This is a genomic window from Micromonospora sp. CB01531 (genome assembly GCF_001905095.1).
Lineage (GTDB): Bacteria > Actinomycetota > Actinomycetes > Mycobacteriales > Micromonosporaceae > Micromonospora.
The window spans coordinates 67,883-88,617 of record NZ_LWLS01000105.1 but is presented as its reverse complement, the minus strand read 5'-3'; the positions used below and the strand labels follow the sequence as shown (position 1 = coordinate 88,617).

Genomic DNA, 20,735 nt, shown 5'->3' with positions numbered 1-20,735 from the left:
GTCAGGCCAGAGCGGGCGACGGCACGGCACGGCGCGCGTCCAGCAGGTCGACGCGGGTCGCCATGAACACGTCCAGCTCGGCCACCCGCCAACCGGCCGCGAGCAGGGGGCGGACTGCGGGGTGCGGCGCCGGCAGGCACAACTGCGCGTACCCGTCCCCGCTGTCGAGCGACGCGAGGACCGCCAGCACGCTGTCGGCAACCTGGGCGTCGGTGAGACGCGGGTCCGATGCCAGGTGCACCAGGCCGTAGCCCGCGCCCTCCCCCGCCGCGACCCCGGCGGCCCGTGGCTGGCCGTCAAACGCCGCGACCAGCGCTACTCCATTCGACCGCCGGGCCCATGCGTGATGGTCGTCGGCGCGGTCCAGGCCCGTCCAGCCCGCCTCGAACGCAGCGACCGCATCCGGCGAGGACGGCTCGACAGTCCAACCAGCAGGCGGCCGCACGGTACGGGTATCACCGGTCAGATACAGCAGCGGCCACCAGGCGTCCAGACCGGCACTCGTGTAGAGCGGCAGCGCATGTGGGTGCTGGCTGCTGAAGGTCATCCGCAGGGTGTTTCGCTCGGGCCACAGCTCGGCGAGCAGCGCCCTGCCATGGCCGCGGCCACGGTACGACGGGTCAACGAACAGATCGCACAGCATCGAGGTCACCCCAGCGCGGCCGGCGATGTCCCGGGTCGCACCGAATCCGGCAACCCGGTCGTCATCGACCGTGACAACGACTTGCCCGTACCGCAGCAGGTGCCTAACGTACGCGGGGTCTGCGCCGGTCCATTCGCCTCGCTGACCCGCCGCCTCCGCGACACGCGCGATGGCATCGAGATCACCGACGGTGGCACCGCGAACCATCAGGACAGGTTCTCTCCTCATCCGCCACATCCTGCCCGACCAGCGCGTAGGCATTCAGTGGGTCTGGAGGGCGCTGGCAATGGCTACGTGGAACACCGCCAACGACGCGGTCCTGGCCGAGCGCCGACGGGTGCTGATCAACGATCCCGGCCGGTTGAACGGTGTGAAGGTCATCGGGGTCGATGAGCAGGCCGCTGGTCGAGATCGCCTCGGCCGCACCCTGAGCAAGCGAGCCGCTGACGTGCTGGCCTACTTCGACCGGCCCGGCACCAGCAACGGTCCAACCGAAGCGATCAACGGCCGCCTGGAGCACCTGCGCGGCTCCGCCCTCGGCTTCCGCAACCTCACCAACTACATCGCCCGATCCCTACTCGAGACAGGCGGATTCAGACCCCGACTACACCCTGCATTGTGAGAGCCGCTCTTCCTGAGGGTCGGCCAAGATACGACGGAAATCGGCAACCAGTGATCTTGAGTTGACCTTGCCCCAGGTGAGGTGCTGGGGCGGATCGGCGTCGGCTGCCCGACCAGGGACAGCGATGCGCAAGCACAGCCGGAGGCCCGATCTTGTGTCACCGTTCGCAGTGGACTTCTTCGCGTTCCCGCTCAGATCGGTCAACGGCGCACCCGATAGCGCAGGTGAAGCACCCGGTTGCCCTGAATCACCTCGTCAGGATCCTCCAACAGGTGCTGCGCGTGGACCGACCCGAAGTAGCGCTTGCCGGACCCGAACACGACGGGTACGACGTCCATGCGCACCTCGTCGACCAGGCCCGCGGCAAGCACCTGGCCACCGGCGTCGCCAGCGGCGATCTCGACCATGCGGTCACCCGCAAGCTCCTGCGCCTTGGCCACGGCTGCCTCGACACCGTCGACGAAGTGAAACGGCGCCTCGGGGTCCCAGCCCTCGGGCGCCGGCCGGTGCGTCACGACGACCACGTGGTCGATCCCGCCCGGAGGCTTCCCGTCCCAGCCGTCCGTCATGTCGAAGACGTGGCGGCCGACGACTGTCGCCCCGATCTGGTCCCAGTACGGCCGGGTGTAGTCGTAGGACGTCTGCGACACCTTCAGCTCGCCGCTCTCGTCCAACGGAACGTCCCCGCTGGACAACCAGTCGAACAGCGGTCCGGGCTGGTCATTCTCGTCCGCGATGAAGCCGTCCACCGACACCGAGCTGTACATGACCACCTTGCCCACGGGGCTCTCCTCTGCTTTCGGGTGCCCCCAAATTAGCGTGTCGTGAGCTGTCGCTCTTGTAAGAAATCAATCGGCCGGCAGCGGCCAGCTGTCCAGCACGTGGCCGGGATGTTCGCGCAGGAACCGCCGCCGGACTTCGACGTACCGGGTCGGCGTGAGCCCGGTGAACGCCCGGAACTCGTGGCCGAAGTGGGCCTGGTCGAAGTAGCCTGCGCCACCGGCGAGTTCGCCCCAGTCGATCGGTCCGGCGGGGTCGATCGCGAACACGGTGGCGGCGAAGCGGTGGGTGCGGGCCAGCCGCTTCGGCGTGACGCCGATGAGCTCCTTGAACCGCCGTGCCAGATGAGTGCTGCTGACACCGGCTGCCACCGTCAGGTCGCCGATCGCCACCGCCCCGCTGGTCGCCGCGATGACGCTGCTCGTATGGCGGACCAGCCCCAGGCCGGCGGTCTCGCACAGCCGTCGCATCAGCTCCTCCTCGAGCAGCGTCAGCATCTCGTGCGGTCCGTCCGCCGTGGCCAGCCGGTCTCGCAGCTCAGCAATGGCGAGCCGGCCCCAAACCTGCTCTACTGTCACCGGCCGGTCACACAGCTCGGCCGCGGGCATCGGCAGGAACGGCGCCAGTCCCCACGGCTTGAAGTGCACACCGACGGACCGGGTCCGGAGCGGGTAGCCGAACTCCAACGCGCGGGTGGGCATGGTGACCACGCAGCCGTCGGCGTACTCGGCCGTCTCGATGTCGGTGCCGGCGCGGATGCGGAACGGCGCCCCGAGGTTGACGATGAGCAACGCCGACGGCATCGGCGGCAGCATCAGCCGGGCGTACGGCGGCGCACCCTCCAGGTAGTAAAGGTCGTCGATCAGCCCGTCCAGCGGCGGTCGCGGCACTCTGGACACGTACTCCACGCCCACAGCATCGCCGCCACCGTGTTCGCGATCAACCCCGCCGGCATCGCGCGCCGGCATGGTCCAGCCGCGCTGCCGCCAGCATCGCGCCGGCGCCGATCCCGGACGAGCGCCCGGCCGCGGACATTTGCGTGGGATACGCGTGCTGCGTGAGAGATGGAGGATTCTCGGCCCACCAGTTGTCACCCTGCATGGGGAGGCGCTAAACCACCCTCTGCTGCGCTACCGCGCTCTGCCACGCGGCCGCGGGCTGTTCGCCGCCAAAGTCGACCTCGTCCAGCGCGAGGACGAACACGTCCGGCGGGATGTGCAGTTCGTCGGTTGCGTAGGCGCCGAACCGGAGGATGTGGGAGGTCAGGTAGGGCGAGAGCTGGGAAGGTCCTCAGCGGTCACCTGCCACCCCTCGGCAACCAGCTGCCGGATGACCTCCATCATGTCGATCGCGGTGTGGAACACGATCAGGTTGCACAGCAGCGAGTGCCATTTGACCGACTTCTCCTGCTCGGCCGGGTCGTTCTCGGCGATCACGCCCGGGTGCTGCGATCATCGTGCAATTCCGGCCGACGAAGAATTGCATCGTCACCACACCGAGAACCTTGCCCGGGCCGATGCACTTCTCTTTGGCCGGGTGATGCACCAGATGATGGAGGCAGCGTGGCGGCCGACGGCACCGACGGGGTCGAGACCTGATTGGATGGAACCGTTCGCCCAGACGGTCAACGCGGCGAAGAAGTACGTCGTGTCAAGCGCCCTGGAGCGGGTCGACTGGAACGCGGAGCTCGTGCGCGGGGATCTGGGCAAGGCCGTTGAGCAGCTCAAGCGGGAGCCGGGCAAGGGGCTGTTCGTGTCGGGCGTGACGTTCCCGCTGGCGTTGGCGGAGCTCGGGTTGATCGATGAGTACGAGTTCGGGGTGCATCCCCGGATGGCGGGCCACGGGCCGACATTGTTCGCGGGGCTATCGAAGTGTGTCGACTTGAAGCTCGTGAGCCGGCTGGAGTTCGCCTCGGGGGCGGTGGTGATGCGGTACGAGCCGAGAAGGTAAGTATCGGTCTGCAACGCGGTCAGGGCCTCTCGCCACACTCCAGCGCGCTGCCACCCGACCGACGCGTCGCAGGCAGCAGCGGCTGCAGCACCGCCCACTCGGCGTCGGTCAGGGCGTGGCGCCTCGGCACCGCCAAGGTGGCCACGAGGTCTCCGGTGTTCAGGGACAGCACGACCGGCTACCGACGCTGGCATGCGTAAAATCAGCTGGCGGGCTTGCCGAACCAGCGGGAGAGCTGGTCGTCCAGATCCTGCTGATCGTCGCCGATCCAGGCGACGTGGCCGTCGGGGCGTAGCAGGACGCACGGAGCATCCAGTACCGCAGTGGGATCCCCGAGGTAATCGACCCGGTCCAACCAGCCGCCGACGGTCAGGCGTTCGGTGCGGTCCAGCAGCAGGCCGCGGCCGCGATGCAGCAGACCGTAGAGGTGGCCCTGTTTCACGTCGATGTCGCGCAGGCGGCGGCCGAGCAGGTCGGGGCCTGTGCCGAAGTCGTAGCGGATGCCGATCGCGGTGATCTTCTCGATCAGATAGCGGTTCACCTCGTCGAAGTCCATCAGTTCGGTGAGCAGCCTACGCACGGCCTGCGGGCCCGGTTCGGTGGACAGCAGTTCCATCTGGGCGCGGGTGTTGTCCAGCACGTCCTCGGCGACCGGATGACGCTCGGCCTGGTAGGTGTCCAGCAGTGTTTCCGGCGCCCAGCCACGGATCTGTGCGGCCAGTTTCCAGCCGAGGTTGAATGCGTCCTGAACGCCCAGGTTGAGGCCCTGCCCGCCGGTGGGTGGATGGATGTGTGCCGCATCGCCGGCCAGCAGTACCCGTCCGACCCGATAACGTTCGGCTAGCCGGGTGGCATCCCCGAAGCGGGACAACCAGCGCGGGGAGTGCACGCCGAAATCGGTTCCGGCGATGGTGCGCAGCGCTTGTTTGAAATCCTCGAGGGTGGGCGGTTCCGCGCGATCGCTGACTCCCGCGGCGGGGACGACGACGCTGTAGACCCCTGCGCCGAAGGGCCGGAGCCAGAACGGCCTATGGGTCTCGTTGATTTCGGTCACCTTGGCGGCGATCTCCTCCTGCGGCACACCCACTTCCATCTCGCCCATCAGCGTCTCGGTCCGCGAGGGCTCGCCGGGGAAGCCGACGCTGAGCAGTTTGCGCACCGTACTGCGCCCGCCGTCACAGCCGACGAGATAGCGCGAACGCAGCTGTTCCCCGTCGGCCATCTCGACGGTCACACCGTCGTCGTCCTGCTCGAAGTAGGCCACCGCACAACCGCGCCGGACCTGCGCACCCAGCTCGATCGCATGTTCTTCGAGCAGGCGTTCGATGACCGGCTGCGGGATGCCCAGCAGATAGGCGTGCGCGGAATCCAGGATCTTGGGCGCGGGTTTGTTGATGGCGGCGAAGAAACCGCCGGCCGGACGCTGTCTTCCGTGTTCGAGAATGCGCTGAAGCAGTCCGCGCATTGCCATCAGCTCGAGACTGCGAATATGCAGACCGACTATGCGGACAAACGACTTGGGCTCGGTTTCCTTCTCCAGAACGAGTACCCGCACGTCGTGCAGCCGCAGTTCGGTGGCCAACATCGCGCCAGTCGGCCCGCAGCCAGCAATGATCACGTCGAACATGACGGGCGCGCGATCGGCGCCGGAGGCCGGCGAGGGGAGCGCGGGGACGTCGCCCGCGGTGGAGTCGCGCTCGACCGTATCGGTCGATGAGGGCTCGGCGGTGAACTGCAGAGAGTGCATAGGTGTTGCCTTTCGGGAGTGCCTTGTTGGCGAGGCGCTCCCGGCGACACCTACGTCAATCGCCCAACCGTGACGGGAAGGGGGAGCACCCACATCGATACAGCGTTCATGGGTCTCACCTCCTCGGGCGGTGTCACGGGCAACTGCAAGTTACAAGCCCGAGCATCATCCCGTCCAGTCCTATCCCCGCCACGTGATCACGACTCCGAACGTCCAGTGCGGTTGCCGGGCGAATCCGGGGTGGCGAGGGTGACCAGCGGATCACCCAACCGCTCGGCGCCGTCCATCAGTAGGGCACGTGCGGGGATGGCTGGTGATGCCGTCCAGGATGGTGATCAGGTTGTGGTGGAAGGTTTCCTCGGCGTTGAGGTGGGCGCCGTCGATGACGAGCCGGGCGACGGTGGGGTAGCGGCCTGTTTCGAGCATGCGGGTCAGGTAGGGCCCGAGCGTGGCCTGCCAAGCGGACATGTCAGTGCCGGTTGAACGGGCGGTGCGTCGCTCGGTGATCTCCCTGCGGAGCGCTCCGACGATGAACGCGTTGAGGGCGCCCAAGGCCCGCTGGAGATCGTCGACACCGCGCACGCCAGGGGCCTGGCTGAGCGCCGCCGCGGTCGATTCGCCCACGGCGAGCGCGTGAGGTCCTAAGTGTGGCCTTGCACCGAGCAGGTCGACGAACCACTCATGATCAAGAGCGGCATCGCGGGTCCGGTGCACGATGGCCAGTACCGTGGCCCGCCACTCGGAGTGCTGGCTGGCCTCGGCGATCTGGGCATACACGGCGTCGACCATCAGATCGAGCAGTTCGGATCTGTTGATCACGTAGTCGTAGAGCCGCATCGGACCGACACCGAGCTCTTTGGCGATCTTGCGTACCGACAGCCCGTCGAGGCCGTGTGCGTCGGCGAGCCGGATCGCCGTGGCGGCGATCTTCGCGCGGCTCAGCGGCACCGGCGCCGCCCGCGGCTGAGGCTCGGGCCGTTCCCAGACAGGCAGCGGTGCGCTACCGTACGGCGTATCCATGAGATACAGCGTACGGCAACGGAGATGATGATGCGAATTGCGATCGCCGGTGGCGGCCTCGGCGGCCTGACGCTGGCCCGAATCCTGCACCGCCACGGCATCGGCGCGGTGGTGTACGAACGCGAGGCAAGCCGATCCGCGCGATCACAGGGTGGATCGCTCGACCTGCACCCGGAGTCCGGACAACGGGCCCTGGCCGATGCGGGCCTCGCCGGCCGATTCCGGTCCGAGGCACGGCCGGAGGGCGAGGAACATCGCATCCTCGACCCGGCCGGACGCACCCTCGTGCACCACAAGCCACAACCCGGCTCATTCTCCGGACGCCCCGAGATCGACCGCAGCGCACTGCGTGATCTTCTGCTCGATTCGCTCCCCGGCGACGCGGTGGCCTGGCAGCACCGGCTCGTCGCGGCGACGCCACGACCCGACGGAGGCTTCCGGCTGACGTTCGATGGCGACCACAGCGCCGACTGCGACGTCCTCATCGGCGCGGACGGCGCACGCTCGGTCGTCCGGTCGCTGCTGACCGACGCGACACTGTCCTCCGTGGCCACTTTGGCCGAGCTCAGCATCAGCGACGTCGACCGGCGCCACCCGGATCTCGCCGAGCTGGTCGGCCCCGGAAACCTCTGGTGCATCGGCGTGAACCAGATCCTGGCAGCACAACGCCTCGGCGACGGCAGCATCCGAGTCGGCATCTCCCTAGGCGCGGACGATCGCCACCTAGACGCCTACCGCAGCAAGCGCGCTCTGCTGGACATGTTCGATGGCTGGGATTCCAGCCTCACCGCACTCATCGAAGCCGGCGACAGACCGCCGACCCCAAGCAGGATCGAGGCGATGCCCACCGGTACACGCTGGGCCCACCAGCCGGGCATCACCCTCATCGGCGACGCCGCGCACCTCATGCCGCCGGTCGGCGAGGGCGCCAACCAAGCCATGCTCGACGCCGCCGAACTCGCCGCCGAACTCGCCACCCACCCCGCCGACCCCGACACAGCGATCCAGACGTACGAGGAGGCGATGTTCACCAGAATCCACCCGATCGCCGAAATGTCCGTACGAGTCCAGGCAATGATGCTGTCCCCCACCGCAGCCGACGACATCATCCGTTTCTTCACGCCGCGGCCCACCGAGCCGGCACCCGCATATTGACAACGCGCAACGCGGCCGGCCTCGCCCTGATAGGCGCTCCTGCCCTGGAGGATCTGGCGTCGACCGGCGCCGCGAGCATGGGCGCGACCGGCCGGCACAGCACCGGTTCGGGTGCCGCGCTCGCGCGAGGCCGGGCAGGAGTCACGTCTGGGCTCTGACGCCTCTCACCTGCCCGATCGGGTCAGGAGCGAGAGCGGGCTCTCGTTCCTGACGCCTCAATCGCTGGCGCCGACGTAGGCCGCGAGGTGCTCGCCGGTGAGGGTGGAGCAGGCGGCGACGAGATCGGCCGGGGTGCCCTCGAAGACGATCCGCCCGCCGTCATGGCCGGCGCCGGGGCCGAGGTCGATGATCCAGTCGGCGTGCGCCATGACCGCCTGGTGGTGCTCGATGACGATGACCGACTTGCCGGAGTCGACGAGCCGGTCGAGCAGGCCGAGCAGCTGTTCGACGTCGGCGAGGTGTAGGCCGGTCGTCGGCTCGTCGAGGACGTAGACGTCACCCTTCTCGGCCATCTGGGTGGCCAGCTTGAGCCGCTGCCGCTCGCCGCCGGACAGTGTGGTGAGCGGCTGGCCGAGGGTGAGGTAGCCGAGCCCGACGTCGACGAGCCGGTCGAGGATCTTGTGCGCGGCCGGGGTACGCGCCTCGCCGCCCTTGAAGAACTCCTCGGCCTCGGTCACCGACATCGCGAGCACTTCCGCGATGTTCCGGCCGCCCAGCGTGTACTCCAGCACTGATGCCTGGAAGCGCTTGCCCTCGCACTCCTCGCAGGTGGATTCGACGGTGGCCATGACGCCCAGGTCGGTGTAGATGACGCCGGCGCCGTTGCAGGTGGGGCACGCACCCTCGGAGTTGGAGCTGAACAGCGCCGGCTTGACCCCGTTGGCCTTCGCGAACGCCTTCCGAATCGGGTCGAGCAGCCCGGTGTACGTCGCCGGGTTGCTGCGCCGCGAACCGCGGATCGCGCCCTGGTCGATCACCACCACGCCGTCGCGGTCGGCGACCGAGCCGTGGATCAGGGAGCTCTTGCCGGAGCCGGCCACGCCGGTGACCACGCAGAGCACCCCGAGCGGGATGTCGACGTTCACGCTCTGGAGGTTGTGCGTCGACGCGCCGCGGACCTCCAGCGCGCCGGAGGATGACCGCACCGACTTCTTGAGGGCCGCCCGGTCGTCGAGATGGCGGCCGGTGGTGGTGTCGCTGCCCCGTAGCCCGTCGACGGTGCCCTCGAAGCAGATGGTGCCACCCGCCGTGCCGGCGCCGGGGCCGAGGTCGACGACGTGGTCGGCGATCGCGATCGTCTCGGGCTTGTGCTCCACGACGAGCACGGTGTTGCCCTTGTCCCGCAGCCGCAGCAGCAGGTTGTTCATCCGCTCGATGTCATGGGGGTGCAGGCCGATCGTCGGCTCGTCGAAGACGTAGGTGACGTCGGTGAGCGACGAGCCGAGGTGCCGGATCATCTTGGTGCGCTGGGCCTCTCCCCCGGACAGGGTGCCCGCCGGCCGGTCCAGCGAGAGGTATCCCAACCCGATCTCCGCGAACGAGTCGAGGAGGTGTTGCAGCCCGGTGAGCAGCGGGGCGACGGACGGCTCGTCGAGGCTCCGGACCCAGTCGGCCAGGTCGCTGATCTGCATCGCGCAGACGTCGGCGATGCTCTTGCCATTGATCTTCGACGACCGGGCCTCCTTGCTGAGCCGGGTGCCGTCGCACTCGGGGCAGGTCGTAAACGTCACCGCCCGCTCCACGAAGGCGCGGATGTGCGGCTGCAGCGCGTCGACGTCCTTGGACAGGAACGACTTCTGGATCTGTGGGATCAGCCCCGCGTACGTCAGGTTGATCCCCTCGACCTTGATCTTGGTCGGCTCCTTGTAGAGAAGGTCGTGCAGCTCCCTCTTGTTGTACTTGCGGATCGGCTTGTCCGGATCGAAGAAGCCGCAGCCGCGGAAGATGCGGCCGTACCAGCCGTCCATGCTGTAGCCGGGGATGGTGAGCGCGCCCTCGTTGAGCGACTTGCTGTCGTCGTAGAGCTGGGTCAGGTCGATGTCGTTGACCGAGCCCATGCCCTCGCAGCGCGGGCACATGCCGCCCAGCCGGTGGAAGGTCGCCTTCTCGGTCTTCGTCTTGCCGGCACCGCGCTCGACGGTGATCGCACCGCTGGCCGTCACCGACGGGACGTTGAACGAGTACGCGTTGGGCGAGCCGATGTGCGGCTGCCCGAGCCTGCTGAACAGGATGCGCAGCATCGCATTGGCGTCGGTGGCGGTACCGACGGTCGAGCGGGGGTTGGCGCCCATCCGCTCCTGGTCGACGATGATCGCCGTCGTCAGGCCCTCCAGTAGGTCGACCTCCGGCCGCGACAGCGTCGGCATGAAGCCCTGCACGAAGGAGCTGTACGTCTCGTTGATCATCCGCTGCGACTCGGCGGCGATCGTGGCGAACACCAGCGAGCTCTTGCCCGAGCCGGAGACGCCGGTGAACACCGTCAGCCGGCGCTTCGGGATCTCGACAGTGACGTCCTTGAGGTTGTTCTCGCGCGCGCCGTGCACGCGGATCAGGTCGTGGCTGTCGGCAACGTTCAGCGCAGGCGACTGCGAGTCCGTCCTCGTGGCAATGCTCATCGTGTCTCCATCTGTTGGGCGGGGACCGCCTTCGCGGCGCCCGTCGGCACCGCGTTGGCGAGGCGTCAGACCAACCAGCGGCCGTCGCGCATCAGGTCGCGGTCGGGCAGCTCGTTCACTTCGCGCCACGCCTGGATGCGGCGCGGGGAGATGCGGAACCAGCGGTACGGCATGGCCAGCACACGCGGGTCGAAGCCGGTGCGCGCGGCGAACCGGTCGCCCAGCTCCCGCGGCAGCGCGTCGATCTCGAGGACCTCGACCTCCCCCTCGATCATGGACACGTCGCGGGTGTGGCCCAGCCCCAGCCGAACTGCCCGGGTGGCGGCCAGGTTCCTCCCGGTCGGGCTGTCCGTCGGCGTGGCCATCAGCAGTACCTCGCCGTCCCAGTCGAAGGACAGCGGCACCAGGTACGGCGCGCCGTCCCCCGAGGCGCTGGCCACCCAGACATCGATGTCGTGGGTGAGCCGATGCTCGGTGTCGCGACGACGCTGAACGCGGGAGCGGGCGGCGGCGCTCATCGGTCCTGAAGCAGGCCGAGGACGTTGCCGTCGGGGTCGGTGACGGTGGCCACCAGGCGACCCCCACCGACGTCGTGCGCGGGCTCCTTCACGGTGGCACCCGCCGCGGTCACCTCGGCCAGCTTCGCCTCGATGTCCGGCACGTGCCAGTAGGCCACCGGTGAGGTCATGCCCTGCGGTCCACCGGCCGGCACCAGCCCGATCTGCTGACCCGCGGCCTCGAAGCCGACGTAGTAGGACGAGTCGGTCTGCGGCGGTACGCCGAGCAGGGCGGTGTACACCGCCTTGGCCGCCGCCAGGTCGGACACGGGATGCAGCACGGTCATGATTCCCTGCGTGGCAGTCATGGTCACTCCTGAGGTCGTGGATCGCAACGTCGGTCAGGCTAGTTGCGGCCCATGACCCCCCGCTTCTTGATTCCTGATCGGTCTGGTCACCTGTTTCGCCACGCACGACGGCATCCCCGCCGCCGCCCCCGCCGCCTGCCGCCGGTACACGCTCGGCGGCACACCGACCAGCTCGGTGAACCGACTGCTGAAGGTACCCAGCGACGCGCAACCGACCGTGAAACAGACCTCGGTGACACTCAGGTCACCACGACGCAGCAGCGCCATCGCACGCTCGATACGCCGCGTCATCAAATACGCGTACGGCGACTCACCGTAAGCAGCCCGGAACTCACGACTGAGATGGCCGGCCGACATGTTCACACCCCGCGCCAGCGCCTCGACATCCAACGGCCGCGCGTACTCCCGGTCGATCCGATCACGCACGCGACGCAGCCGCGCAAGGTCAAACAGCCGCTGGGCCGCGGCGGATCTGCTGGTCACCCGCGAAATCGTGCCACGCCTCGCCGGAGTTGCCCAACACCGGTGGCTCCACTCCGCGTCAGCGCCTACCGGGTGAGGAGAGAGCGCAGCTTCTTGACGATCCCTGCCGGCGCCTCCTCCGCCATGAAGTGCCCCGCGGACGTGGTGTGGTGCTCCAGGTCCGGGGCCCAGGCCCGCCACAGCGCGGCGGCGTCGTACCCGAGCGCGGCACCCCAGTCCTGCTGAACGACGGCGACCGGCATGGCCAGCCGGTTCCCGGCGGCCCGGTCGGCCTGGTCGTGCTCGATGTCGATGCCGGCCGAGGCGCGGTAGTCGGCGACGATGGAGTCGACCGCCCCGCGCGAGGCGGCCAGGTACTCGGCGCGCACGTCCGCCGGGATGGCCTGCGGGTTCTGCGCCCACAGGTCGAGGAAGTAGCCGAAAAAGGCGTCCGCGCTCGCGCTGATCATCTGTTCGGGCAGGCCCGGCGGCTGGGCCATCAGGTAGAGGTGGAAGGCGACCGCGGCGGGCGCACCGTGCAGGATGTCCCACATGTCCAGGGTGGGGAGGACGTCGAGCGCGGCCAGGTGGGTGATCGCGTCGGGGTGGTCCAGGCCGGCGCGGATGGCCACGAGGGCACCGCGGTCGTGTCCGGCAAGGGCGAAGCGGTCGTGCCCGAGCCGGCGGGCGAGGGCGACGACGTCGGCGGCCATCGTCCGCTTGGCGTACGTGTCGGGGCGGTGCGCGGCGGGTTTGTCGCTGGCTCCGTAGCCGCGCAGGTCGGGGCAGATCACGGTGTGATCGGTGGCCAGGTCGACGGCGACGTGCCGCCACATGAGGTGGGTCTGCGGGAAGCCGTGCAGCAGCACGATCGGGCTGCCGGCGCCGCCCACCGCCAGGTTCAGCGTCACGTCGTCGGCGACCGCGACGCGCTGGTACTCGAAACCGGGGATGACGGTTGTCATGGTTGTCCCTTCTCGTTGGCTCGTTCAGCGTGCCGGAGGCGGATGAGCAACGGATGAGCGCGATACGTTGCTCTCAGGCGCGGGAGGGTGGGTCGGGGTGCAGGTCAGGTTCGGTGTTCTCGGGCCGGTGGACGCCTGGGACGAAGCCGGCACCCCGATCGACCTGAAGGGGCCCCGCCACCGGGCAGTGCTTGCGCGGCTGATCGTCGCGCGCGGCCGGGTCGTCCCGGTCAGTCGCCTCGTCGATGACCTGTGGGCGGAGCCGCCCGGCGGAGCGGTGAGCGCCGTCCGCACATTCGTGGCCGCGTTGCGGCGCGCGCTGGAGCCGCAGCGACCGCCGCGGGAGCCGGCCAGGCTGTTGATCACCGAGGGGCCGGGCTACGTGCTGCGGGCGGCCCCGGAGACGGTGGACGCCTGGCGGTTCGAGGACGAGGTCGCCGCCGCTGCCGGCGCGTCGGCGCAGGAGGCGCTAGAGCGCCTCGACCGGGCCCTGAACTGGTGGCGGGGGCCCGCCTATGCGGGCGTCGACGACGAGCCGTGGGCGCGCGCGGAGCGTTCCCGGCTTGACCAGCGACGGCTGAACGCGGTCGAGCGGCGGGCTCAGGCGCTCCTGGCGCTCGGGCGACCCGCCGACGTCGTACCCGATCTTGATGCGCACGTGGCGGAGCATCCGTGGCGGGAGGAGGCGTGGCGGCTGCTGGCGCTGGCCCTGTATCGGGCCGGACGCCAGGGCGACGCGCTCGCCGTGCTGCGCCGAGCCCGCGGCCTGCTCCTGGCGCAGCTCGGTGTCGATCCGGGCCCCCGTCTGCGTCGCCTGGAAGTCGACATCCTCCGTCAGTCCGAAGAAGCGGGTGGCGCTCTCGGTGCGCTGGGTCCGGAGCGGGTGTGGGCGGACGCCGCGGCGGCCTACGACCGTGCCGTCGCGTCCGGCTCGCGGACTCGGCTCGAGTCGACGGTCGGCCTGTTGCGCAGCCTCGCGGTGGCCGGGCCGGGCGGGCTGGAGGCGGCGCGGGAACAACGGGTCGCGGCCATCGCCGCGGCTGAGCAGCTGGGCGATCCCGAACTCACCGCGCGGGTGATCGGAGGATACGACGTACCGGCGATCTGGACCCGCTCGGATGATCCGGACCAGGCGGCGCGGATCGTGGCAGCGGCCGAGCGGGCCCTCGCCGCCCTTCACCCCACCTCCCCCGAGGCCACTCGCGCCGGCCTGCTGGCCACCATCGCGGTGGAGTCCCGGGGTACCCGGTCGGCGCGCGGACCCGAGGCGGCCCGGGACGCGGAACGGATCGCCCGCCGCCTGGGCGACCCGGCCCTGCTGGCCTTCGCCCTCAACGGCGCCTTCATGCAGACCTTCCACCGCGCGGGCCTCGCCCCTGAGCGCGACGAGATCGGCGCCGGCCTCGTCGCCCTCTCCGCGCGGCACGGCCTGGCCTCGTTCGAGATCCTCGGGCACCTCATCCGCCTGCAGGCCCGCAGCGCACTCGCGGACTTCCACACGGCCGACCAGCACGCCGCCGCCGCCGACCGGCTCGCCGCGCGGCACGAGCGCCCCCTCGTGGGAGTGTTCACCCAGTGGTACCGCGCGCTGCGGCTGGCCGCGACCGGGGCGTCACCGCCGGACGCGGAAGCCGCCTACCGGGAGGCGGGGGCGCAGCTCCCCGGCGCCGGCATGCCCGGGGTCGAGCAGGGCCTCCTGCCGCTGGCCCTGTTGTCCCTGCGGGTGTGGCGCGGTCTCCCGGTCGACGTCGGTGAAGACACCGACTGGGGCCCGTACGCCCCGTGGGCCCGCCCGCTGCTCCTGCTGGCCCGGGACCGTCGACCCGACGCCGCCACGGCCCTGCGTCAGACTCCGAACCCGCCACCCGACCTGCTCTTCGAAGCCCTGTGGTGCCTGACCGCCCAGGCCGCAATCGCGCTGGACGACCGAACGATGATGCGACGCGCCCAGACGGAACTCGCGCCGGCGGCGAGAGAGCTTGCCGGAGCCGGCAGCGGCATGCTCACCGTCGGCCCCGTCTCAGGCCACCTCAACGATCTCGCTGCCGCGCTCGGCGGTACGCCGGGCCCATGACCCGCCCAGTTGCCCGGCGTGTCGACTGGGACAGGATTTCGAAAGCCGCGAGGCAGCCGTACCATACCGGACATGGCTCCACGAATCGGGCGGATTCCCACGCACTCAGTCACTGCCGGGTAGTCCATGGCGGAGACCGTGGGGGATCAAGAGTGGGCGGCGTCCCCTGCCCAGGACGCCGACCGACAGGACATTCGACTTGCCGCGGTCATGACCGGTGGAGTCAGCCTGGCAGTCTGGATCAGCGGCGTCACTCTTGAACTCTTTCGGCTCGCCACGGCCCGCAGAGGCGCGGGATCGGCGTACGCATCGCTGCTGGATCTGCTTCGGGCCGACGTCCGCGTTGATGTGATCTCAGGGACGTCGGCGGGCGGTCTCAACGGGGCTTTCCTGGCGCTCGGGCTCGCCCGGGGCGGGGACCTGTCCGTCATGCGCGACCTGTGGCACGAGCACGGCAGCCTGGACCGACTATTGCGCGATCCCTTGACCCGCAACCCGAAGTCCCTGCTCAAGGGCGACGACTACTTCCTCCCCAAGGTGAGGGAAGCGCTGGAGAAGGTGATCTCGGAGGTCCGGCGCCCCGCAAGCCGAACCGACGACGACCGGGTGCCGATCGAGTTGGTCCTGACCGGAACGCTCTGGCAGGGCAGGTCCACGACGTTCACCGACGACCTGGGCGTCGCCATCACCGAAACCGACCACGACGCCACCTTCCGGTTCGCCGACCTACGGGCTGGCTACCGCGATGGTCGGCCCGTCAGCGGTGACCTCGCCGCGGACGCCGTACTCGAGGAGTTGGCCGCCGCGGCGCGATGCACCTCCTCCTTCCCCGGCGCGTTCGAGCCGCATTTCGTTCGGGTGCGCCCCGGAGCCCCGGCCGGGGACCTGCGGTGGGATTCCGCGGCGGGTCGAGCCAACTTCTGCGAAGCACAGTACGTGGTGGACGGCGGAGTCCTGCTCAACAAGCCGATCAGGCCGGCGCTGGAGGCGGTGTACCGGCAGACCGCCGGCTTTCAGGTGCGTCGAGTGCTCGCATACGTCGCGCCGGATCCGGGCGAGGTCTACTCCCCCGCAGCCGACGCGATGCTTCAACCGGATTCGGCCGATCGGCCGGCATCGCCGCTGCCGTCGGCCCGCGAGGTACTGCTGGGCGTCCTCACCCGCCTGCGGGCGACAGACTCCGTTTCCCGGGAGCTCACGGAGATTCGCAACCGCAACGCCAATGCGCGGCAGCGCCGCCGGGCACGTGACCGGTTCGCGATGACCATGACGGACGTCGCCGACCAACTGTCCGAACGGGCGTGGCCGGCCTATCTGGAGGTTAGCGCCGAGCACGCAGCCCGAACGCTGGCTCCGCTGCTGGCGACCGGGCAACGCGGCCGGCCCGCCGAGCAGTGGAGCCGGCAGGAACTCCTTACCGCGCTACGGCGACAGCCGATGTCGTTCATCCCGCAGGGCGCCTTCCCGGAGGCGCTCGGAAGAGTCGGGGTGAGCTGGGACTGGGGGCAGACCACCGTCCAACGGCTGGCAGACATGACCGTCGACCTGCTCAAACGAGCGGTGTGGCTGGCCCACCTCGGGTCGCCGGAGCGCGCGGCCATCGTGCGCTGCCGCGAAGAGGTGGCTGCCACGCTGAAGGAGATCCACGCCGACCGGGAAGATCTCAACCGCTACTGGTCCACGGCGCCGACCGGACCGACGCGGTACGGCATCGGCCCGATGCCGGCACGCCGGGGCTCGCTGAACCAGACCGCCGAGAACCTCCCAGAACTGGAACGATGGCTCGCAGCCGCGTTGGTCGCGTGGGATGCCCTACCCGCGCCCGACGACGCCGCCCGGCGGGCTCGGCTGTACCGGCAGGCCCTCGAACTGGCCCGGCGCCTCCGCGAGGTCGCCCCGGCCGTACGGGCGGTGAGCGAGGCAGGAAACGATGTTCTCGATCCGGACGGCGAGTGGGCGCAGCGGCTTGCCGCACTCCACCGGTTCCTCGTCCCGGCGCAATCCACCCAGGCCGCGAGCGGGGCGATGCACCCGGTGGCAATGGCCGATGCGGGCCCTGCCGGCGGTGCGGAACGGGCGAGCGACGAGACCGTGCTGCAGAACATGCTGCGCCTCGACGTCGTACAGCTGGCGTACACCAGCGCCAGCCCCGAGCCGGAGCAGGAGGTGGAACTGGCCAAGGTCTCCTCGGTGAACCCGGACCGGTTGACCGGCATCCAGCTGCACCATTTCGGCGCCTTCTACCGCGGCTCCTGGCGAATGAACGACTGGCTGCACGGCCGGATGGACGGGGTCGAACAGCTCATCCGGATCCTGCTGGCGCCGGAGCGACTGCGGCAGTGCCTGCTGACACCCGGCTCGACGGCCGCCGCCGATCCTCGGCCGGCGCCCTCGGAGGCCGTGGCCCAGCTCATGGCGGCACTCGAGCGTTGCGCGGTTCCCGACCAGTCACCGGACCGCCGGTGGCTGGCCGAGCAGTGGGCACAGGACCGGGCGGCATGCGAACGCGAGGTGGAACAGATCATTGCTGGCCGGGACGCACCGTCCTTGTGCGCCTGCCCCCGAGCCATGGCCCGACCGATCCAGACCGCAGTGCTCAGGGAAGACCTCCCCAGCCTCGCCATCGCGGTGCGCGGTGAGGGCAATGACCGGTCCCGGACGAGCAACAGCTGGTTGGAGTCCTTTGACGCCGCCGACCGCAAGGCCGGTCAGAACCTGCCGGCCGAGGAGCTGTGGCGGCTGTGGGACGAGGCCGCGAAGATCGGCAGGGAACGCATCGAGGGCGACGTCGGAAGTGACACGTTCGCGCGAACCGTGTCGCACACCGCCACCGTCCTCGCCAATGTCGCCGGGGACTCGGCTCGCATCAAGCCGGTGACCACTGTCCTCTCCGCCTTCCGCGGCTACGCCCTCGCCGTATGGGCGATGGTGGCCATGCTCACCCGCGGCAGCGCCGTGGGTACGCGTGCGGTGGAGATCGCGGTGGCCGCCGGCGGAGTCCTCCTCGCCGTCACACTGCTGGTGCCTGCGGTACCGGTCGCCCTGACCCTGCTCGCTGTTCTCCTTCTCCTGGCCGGCTTCTCGTCTGCTGCCCTGCTCTCGCCCCGGGCCAGGCCGGTCGGTGTGCGCCTGGCAGCGGCGGCGCTCGTCGCCCTCCTCGCTCTCGGTGGCGTTCTGTGGTGGGACTGGGCCCGCAACGGCTCGGCGGCGCTGATCTGGAGTCTGTCGATCAAGCTCGGGGTTTCGGTGCTCGTCGTCCTGCTCGGCTGGTGGGTCGCCCGGGCACAACCCCGCCGGCCCGGACGCGACCGGCGATAGGCGGATACCGCGCTTGCGGTACGCGTCCGATGTGCTGCCTTCGTACAGTGACCGGATGCGGCGGTGGGGTATCGACGCGGGCGTCGTGGCAGTGAGCGGTGCCCTCACCTGGCTGCGGATCACGTCGACGGCGGTAGCGCCGGACGACCGGGGAGCCGACGGGGTGGCGTACGGGCTCTGCGCCGCCATGGTCCTGGCGCTGTTGGCTCGGCGGCGGTGGCCGGCTGCCGTCCTGTCCGTGGTGGGCGGCCTATTTCTCCTGTACCACGTCCTTCGTTATCCCGGTGGGGCGCCGGCCGTTCCGGTCTGGGTGGCGCTGTACTCGGTGGCCGTGGCGCCTCGTCGCCGCGTCGGTCTGGCGGTGGCGGCGCTGTTCATCGCGCTGGACGCGCAGGGGCGCACGGCGGTCGCCGGGGTGGGCTTCCTGGACGCCACGCTGGACAGTTCGACGGTGGTGTTCGTGGCGGCGCTGCTGTTGGGTGAGGTGGTTCGCGAGCGGCGAACCCGGCTGGCGTTGCTGGCCGCCGAACGGGACCGGGCCGCCGACCGGCAACTCGCCGACGAGCGGCTGCGCATCGCCCGTGAGCTGCACGATGTCACCGCGCACACGCTCGCCGTGGTCGGTGTGCAGGCGAGCGTGGCCCGTGACGTGCTCGACGACGACCCGGCGCAGGCCCGCGCGGCGCTGGACGCGGTACGCCGGGCCAGCCGGGAGGCGATGGTGGAGTTGCGCGCCGCGGTGGGCCTGCTGCGCGACGGCCTGCCGGCGCAACCGCAGCCGCCGATCCCCGGCCTTGACCGGCTGCCGCTGCTGGCGGCGGAGACCGGCGCCGTGCTGGTGTGTGACGGCGAGCCGCGGGCGCTGCCGCGCGCCGTGGAGGCGGCGGCCTACCGCATCGTGCAGGAGGCGGTGGCCAACGCGGTACGGCATGCCCGTGCCGGACGGATCGAGATCGGGTTGGGCTACCGACCTGACGGGCTGTCCCTGACGGTGCGCGACGACGGGCGTAACCCCGCCGGGCCACCAGGGAACGGGCTGCGCGGGATGACGGAACGGGCCGTGGGCCTCGGCGGTTGGCTGCGTGCGGGCCCGGTCGACGGTGGTGGTTTCGAGGTGCAGGGGTGGTTGCCGCGATGACCGTGAAGGTGCTGCTCGCCGACGACCAGCGGTTGGTGCGCGCCGGTTTCCGGGTCCTGCTGGAACGGGCGCCGGACATCGAGGTGGTCGCCGAGGCGGCCGATGGGGACGAGGCCATCGCCCTGACCCGGGCGCACCGGCCGGACGTGGCACTGATGGACATCCGCATGCCGGGTACGGACGGGCTTACCGCGACCCGGCGGATTCTCGCCGACGGCCGGCTGCCGGGCGTTCGGGTAGTCGTTCTGACCACGTTCGAGCTGGACGAATACGTGTACGCGGCGTTGCAGGCGGGCGCGAGTGGTTTCCTGCTGAAGGACGTGGAGCCGGACGAGCTACGCCGCGCGGTACGGGTGGTGGCTGCCGGGGACGCGCTGCTGGCTCCGGCGGTGACCCGCCGGCTCATCGCGGCGTTCGCGGCCGGCCCGCGGGTGCCCGGCACGGAGACGCTGACCGTGCGCGAACGTGAGGTGGTCGGGCTGGTCGCGGCGGGCCTGTCCGACGGGGAGGTCGGGATCCGGCTGGGAATCAGCCCGGCCACCGCCAAGACCCACGCCAACCGGGCGATGGCGAAGCTCGGCGCGCGGGACCGGGCCCAGCTGGTCGTGTTCGCCTACCGCAGCGGGCTGGCCGGTGTACCGCGACTGCGGTAGGCCGACATCAGCGCTTGGCGAATTCGATACCGGCGGCGCGTTCGTAGCGTTCGGGCATGTTTCTCATCCTCGGTTCCACCCTGAATTTCCTCGCCAGCTTCTTCTGGGAGGACGATCGACAGGGCAGCACCGCCGGCGCGCTCGTCGCGCTCTCGACCGCGTGCTGGTTGATCGGCCTGTTCGGCCTGTACGAGCGGCTGCGGCCGGCCGCTCCTCGGTTCGTGGCGGTCGCGCTGCCGGTGGCGGTGTTCGGAGCGGTCGGCGGCGTCGCGTTCGGCGTGCAGAGCGTGCACGAGGGCCTGTTCGACGTCTCGCACGCGACGGCGGTCGAACTGCTCGACGAGCGGTCCGCGTTCGCCGCGTACACGCTGTTCTGGACCGCCGGGCCGCTGTTTCCGCTCAGTTTGTTCGCGCTGGGCCTCGTCCTGGCCTGGACGCGGGCCGCCCCGGTCGCCGTCGGTCTGCTGATCAGCCTGGGCGCCGCCGCCTTCCCGCTGAGCCGTATCAGTCGGGAGGTGTGGATCGCGCACCTCGCCGACGTGCTGCTGATGCTGCCGTTCGTGTATCTCGGGTTGCGGGAGTTGATGCGGCGCCGACGCGGGGCGGCGCCGCAGGTTCCGGCGCCGGCATAGCAGGGCCCAGCTGCTCCCTGCCGGGCCGCACACCGCCCGCCTGCCTGCTCAGGGGCTTCGCCTCCTGGTTGCCGCTTGAGCAGGCGGGCGGCTTGC

General features: G+C 70.1%; 18 protein-coding genes and 1 pseudogene. 8 read left to right on the top strand and 11 right to left on the bottom strand.

The window, feature by feature from the left end; translation table 11 throughout:
- Nucleotide 1: 1 nt before the first annotated feature.
- Nucleotides 2–850 (bottom strand): GNAT family N-acetyltransferase, encoded by an 849-nt coding sequence (locus A6A27_RS32045; protein WP_073838372.1) that lies wholly within the window; start codon nt 848–850, stop codon nt 2–4.
- A gap of 205 nt (nt 851–1,055) precedes the next feature.
- On the opposite strand from A6A27_RS32045, the pseudogene A6A27_RS32040 reads away from it, so the two are divergent.
- Nucleotides 1,056–1,265 (top strand): annotated as a pseudogene (locus A6A27_RS32040) (transposase); the annotation flags it as partial.
- A gap of 200 nt (nt 1,266–1,465) precedes the next feature.
- Here the strand turns inward: A6A27_RS32040 and A6A27_RS32035 are convergent.
- The 3 genes from A6A27_RS32035 to A6A27_RS47770 all read right to left on the bottom strand — a co-directional run bounded on the left by A6A27_RS32035 (nt 1,466) and on the right by A6A27_RS47770 (nt 3,427).
- Complete coding sequence (locus A6A27_RS32035) at nt 1,466–2,047, bottom strand: dihydrofolate reductase family protein (protein ID WP_073838371.1); 582 nt, start codon at nt 2,045–2,047, stop codon at nt 1,466–1,468.
- Between the two features lie 66 nt (nt 2,048–2,113).
- Nucleotides 2,114–2,953, bottom strand: coding sequence for a helix-turn-helix domain-containing protein (locus A6A27_RS32030; RefSeq protein WP_241825542.1), 840 nt, complete (start codon nt 2,951–2,953; stop codon nt 2,114–2,116).
- A gap of 354 nt (nt 2,954–3,307) precedes the next feature.
- The gene (locus A6A27_RS47770; RefSeq protein WP_443190022.1) at nt 3,308–3,427 is read right to left on the bottom strand and encodes a hypothetical protein; all 120 of its coding nucleotides are present in this window, start codon (nt 3,425–3,427) and stop codon (nt 3,308–3,310) included.
- Between A6A27_RS47770 and A6A27_RS32020 the strand changes: the two genes are divergently transcribed.
- Nucleotides 3,375–3,995 carry a dihydrofolate reductase family protein gene (locus A6A27_RS32020; protein WP_241825541.1) on the top strand — a complete coding sequence of 207 codons (621 nt, stop codon included), beginning with the start codon at nt 3,375–3,377 and terminating at the stop codon, nt 3,993–3,995. The two genes, A6A27_RS47770 and A6A27_RS32020, sit on opposite strands and share 53 nt — an antisense overlap.
- 202 nt (nt 3,996–4,197) lie before the next feature.
- Here the strand turns inward: A6A27_RS32020 and rox are convergent, their stop codons facing one another.
- Both rox and A6A27_RS32010 read right to left on the bottom strand, forming a co-directional pair.
- Complete coding sequence (gene rox / locus A6A27_RS32015; RefSeq protein ID WP_198940546.1) at nt 4,198–5,622, bottom strand: rifampin monooxygenase; 1,425 nt, start codon at nt 5,620–5,622, stop codon at nt 4,198–4,200.
- A gap of 381 nt (nt 5,623–6,003) precedes the next feature.
- Entirely contained in the window at nt 6,004–6,762 is a 759-nt protein-coding gene (locus A6A27_RS32010; RefSeq protein WP_073838368.1) for a TetR/AcrR family transcriptional regulator, read from the bottom strand.
- Between the two features lie 30 nt (nt 6,763–6,792).
- On the opposite strand from A6A27_RS32010, the gene A6A27_RS32005 reads away from it, so the two are divergent.
- Nucleotides 6,793–7,917 (top strand): FAD-dependent oxidoreductase, encoded by a 1,125-nt coding sequence (locus A6A27_RS32005; protein ID WP_073838520.1) that lies wholly within the window; start codon nt 6,793–6,795, stop codon nt 7,915–7,917.
- 215 nt (nt 7,918–8,132) lie between these two features.
- Here A6A27_RS32005 and A6A27_RS32000 read toward each other — a convergent pair whose 3' ends face one another.
- The 5 genes from A6A27_RS32000 to A6A27_RS31980 form a co-directional block, all read right to left on the bottom strand.
- Nucleotides 8,133–10,532 (bottom strand): ATP-binding cassette domain-containing protein, encoded by a 2,400-nt coding sequence (locus tag A6A27_RS32000; protein ID WP_073838367.1) that lies wholly within the window; start codon nt 10,530–10,532, stop codon nt 8,133–8,135.
- A 65-nt stretch (nt 10,533–10,597) separates the two neighbouring features.
- The gene (locus A6A27_RS31995; RefSeq protein WP_073838366.1) at nt 10,598–11,050 is read right to left on the bottom strand and encodes a pyridoxamine 5'-phosphate oxidase family protein; all 453 of its coding nucleotides are present in this window, start codon (nt 11,048–11,050) and stop codon (nt 10,598–10,600) included.
- A complete protein-coding gene (locus tag A6A27_RS31990; protein WP_198940531.1) occupies nt 11,047–11,397 on the bottom strand; it encodes a VOC family protein in 351 nt (116 codons plus the stop codon). Before A6A27_RS31990 ends, A6A27_RS31995 begins: the two co-directional genes overlap by 4 nt.
- Before the next feature lie 33 nt (nt 11,398–11,430).
- The gene (locus A6A27_RS31985; protein WP_073838364.1) at nt 11,431–11,880 is read right to left on the bottom strand and encodes a helix-turn-helix transcriptional regulator; all 450 of its coding nucleotides are present in this window, start codon (nt 11,878–11,880) and stop codon (nt 11,431–11,433) included.
- Nucleotides 11,881–11,945: 65 nt separating this feature from the next.
- A complete protein-coding gene (locus A6A27_RS31980) occupies nt 11,946–12,824 on the bottom strand; it encodes an alpha/beta fold hydrolase (RefSeq protein ID WP_073838363.1) in 879 nt (292 codons plus the stop codon).
- Nucleotides 12,825–12,921: 97 nt separating this feature from the next.
- Here A6A27_RS31980 and A6A27_RS31975 point away from each other — a divergent pair, with 97 nt between their 5' ends.
- From A6A27_RS31975 to A6A27_RS31955, 5 genes are all read left to right on the top strand, one after another.
- On the top strand, nt 12,922–14,898 hold the full coding sequence (locus A6A27_RS31975) for an AfsR/SARP family transcriptional regulator (RefSeq protein WP_073838362.1): 1,977 nt from the start codon (nt 12,922–12,924) through the stop codon (nt 14,896–14,898).
- Between the two features lie 126 nt (nt 14,899–15,024).
- Nucleotides 15,025–18,216, top strand: coding sequence for a patatin-like protein (locus tag A6A27_RS31970; RefSeq protein ID WP_083673024.1), 3,192 nt, complete (start codon nt 15,025–15,027; stop codon nt 18,214–18,216).
- A 55-nt stretch (nt 18,217–18,271) separates the two neighbouring features.
- Nucleotides 18,272–19,354, top strand: coding sequence for a sensor histidine kinase (locus A6A27_RS31965; RefSeq protein WP_073838519.1), 1,083 nt, complete (start codon nt 18,272–18,274; stop codon nt 19,352–19,354).
- The gene (locus A6A27_RS31960) at nt 19,351–20,007 is read left to right on the top strand and encodes a response regulator transcription factor (RefSeq protein ID WP_073838518.1); all 657 of its coding nucleotides are present in this window, start codon (nt 19,351–19,353) and stop codon (nt 20,005–20,007) included. The genes A6A27_RS31965 and A6A27_RS31960 overlap by 4 nt, the downstream gene beginning before the upstream one ends.
- A gap of 56 nt (nt 20,008–20,063) precedes the next feature.
- A complete protein-coding gene (locus A6A27_RS31955) occupies nt 20,064–20,639 on the top strand; it encodes a hypothetical protein (protein ID WP_073838360.1) in 576 nt (191 codons plus the stop codon).
- The last annotated feature ends 96 nt before the right edge of the window (nt 20,640–20,735 follow it).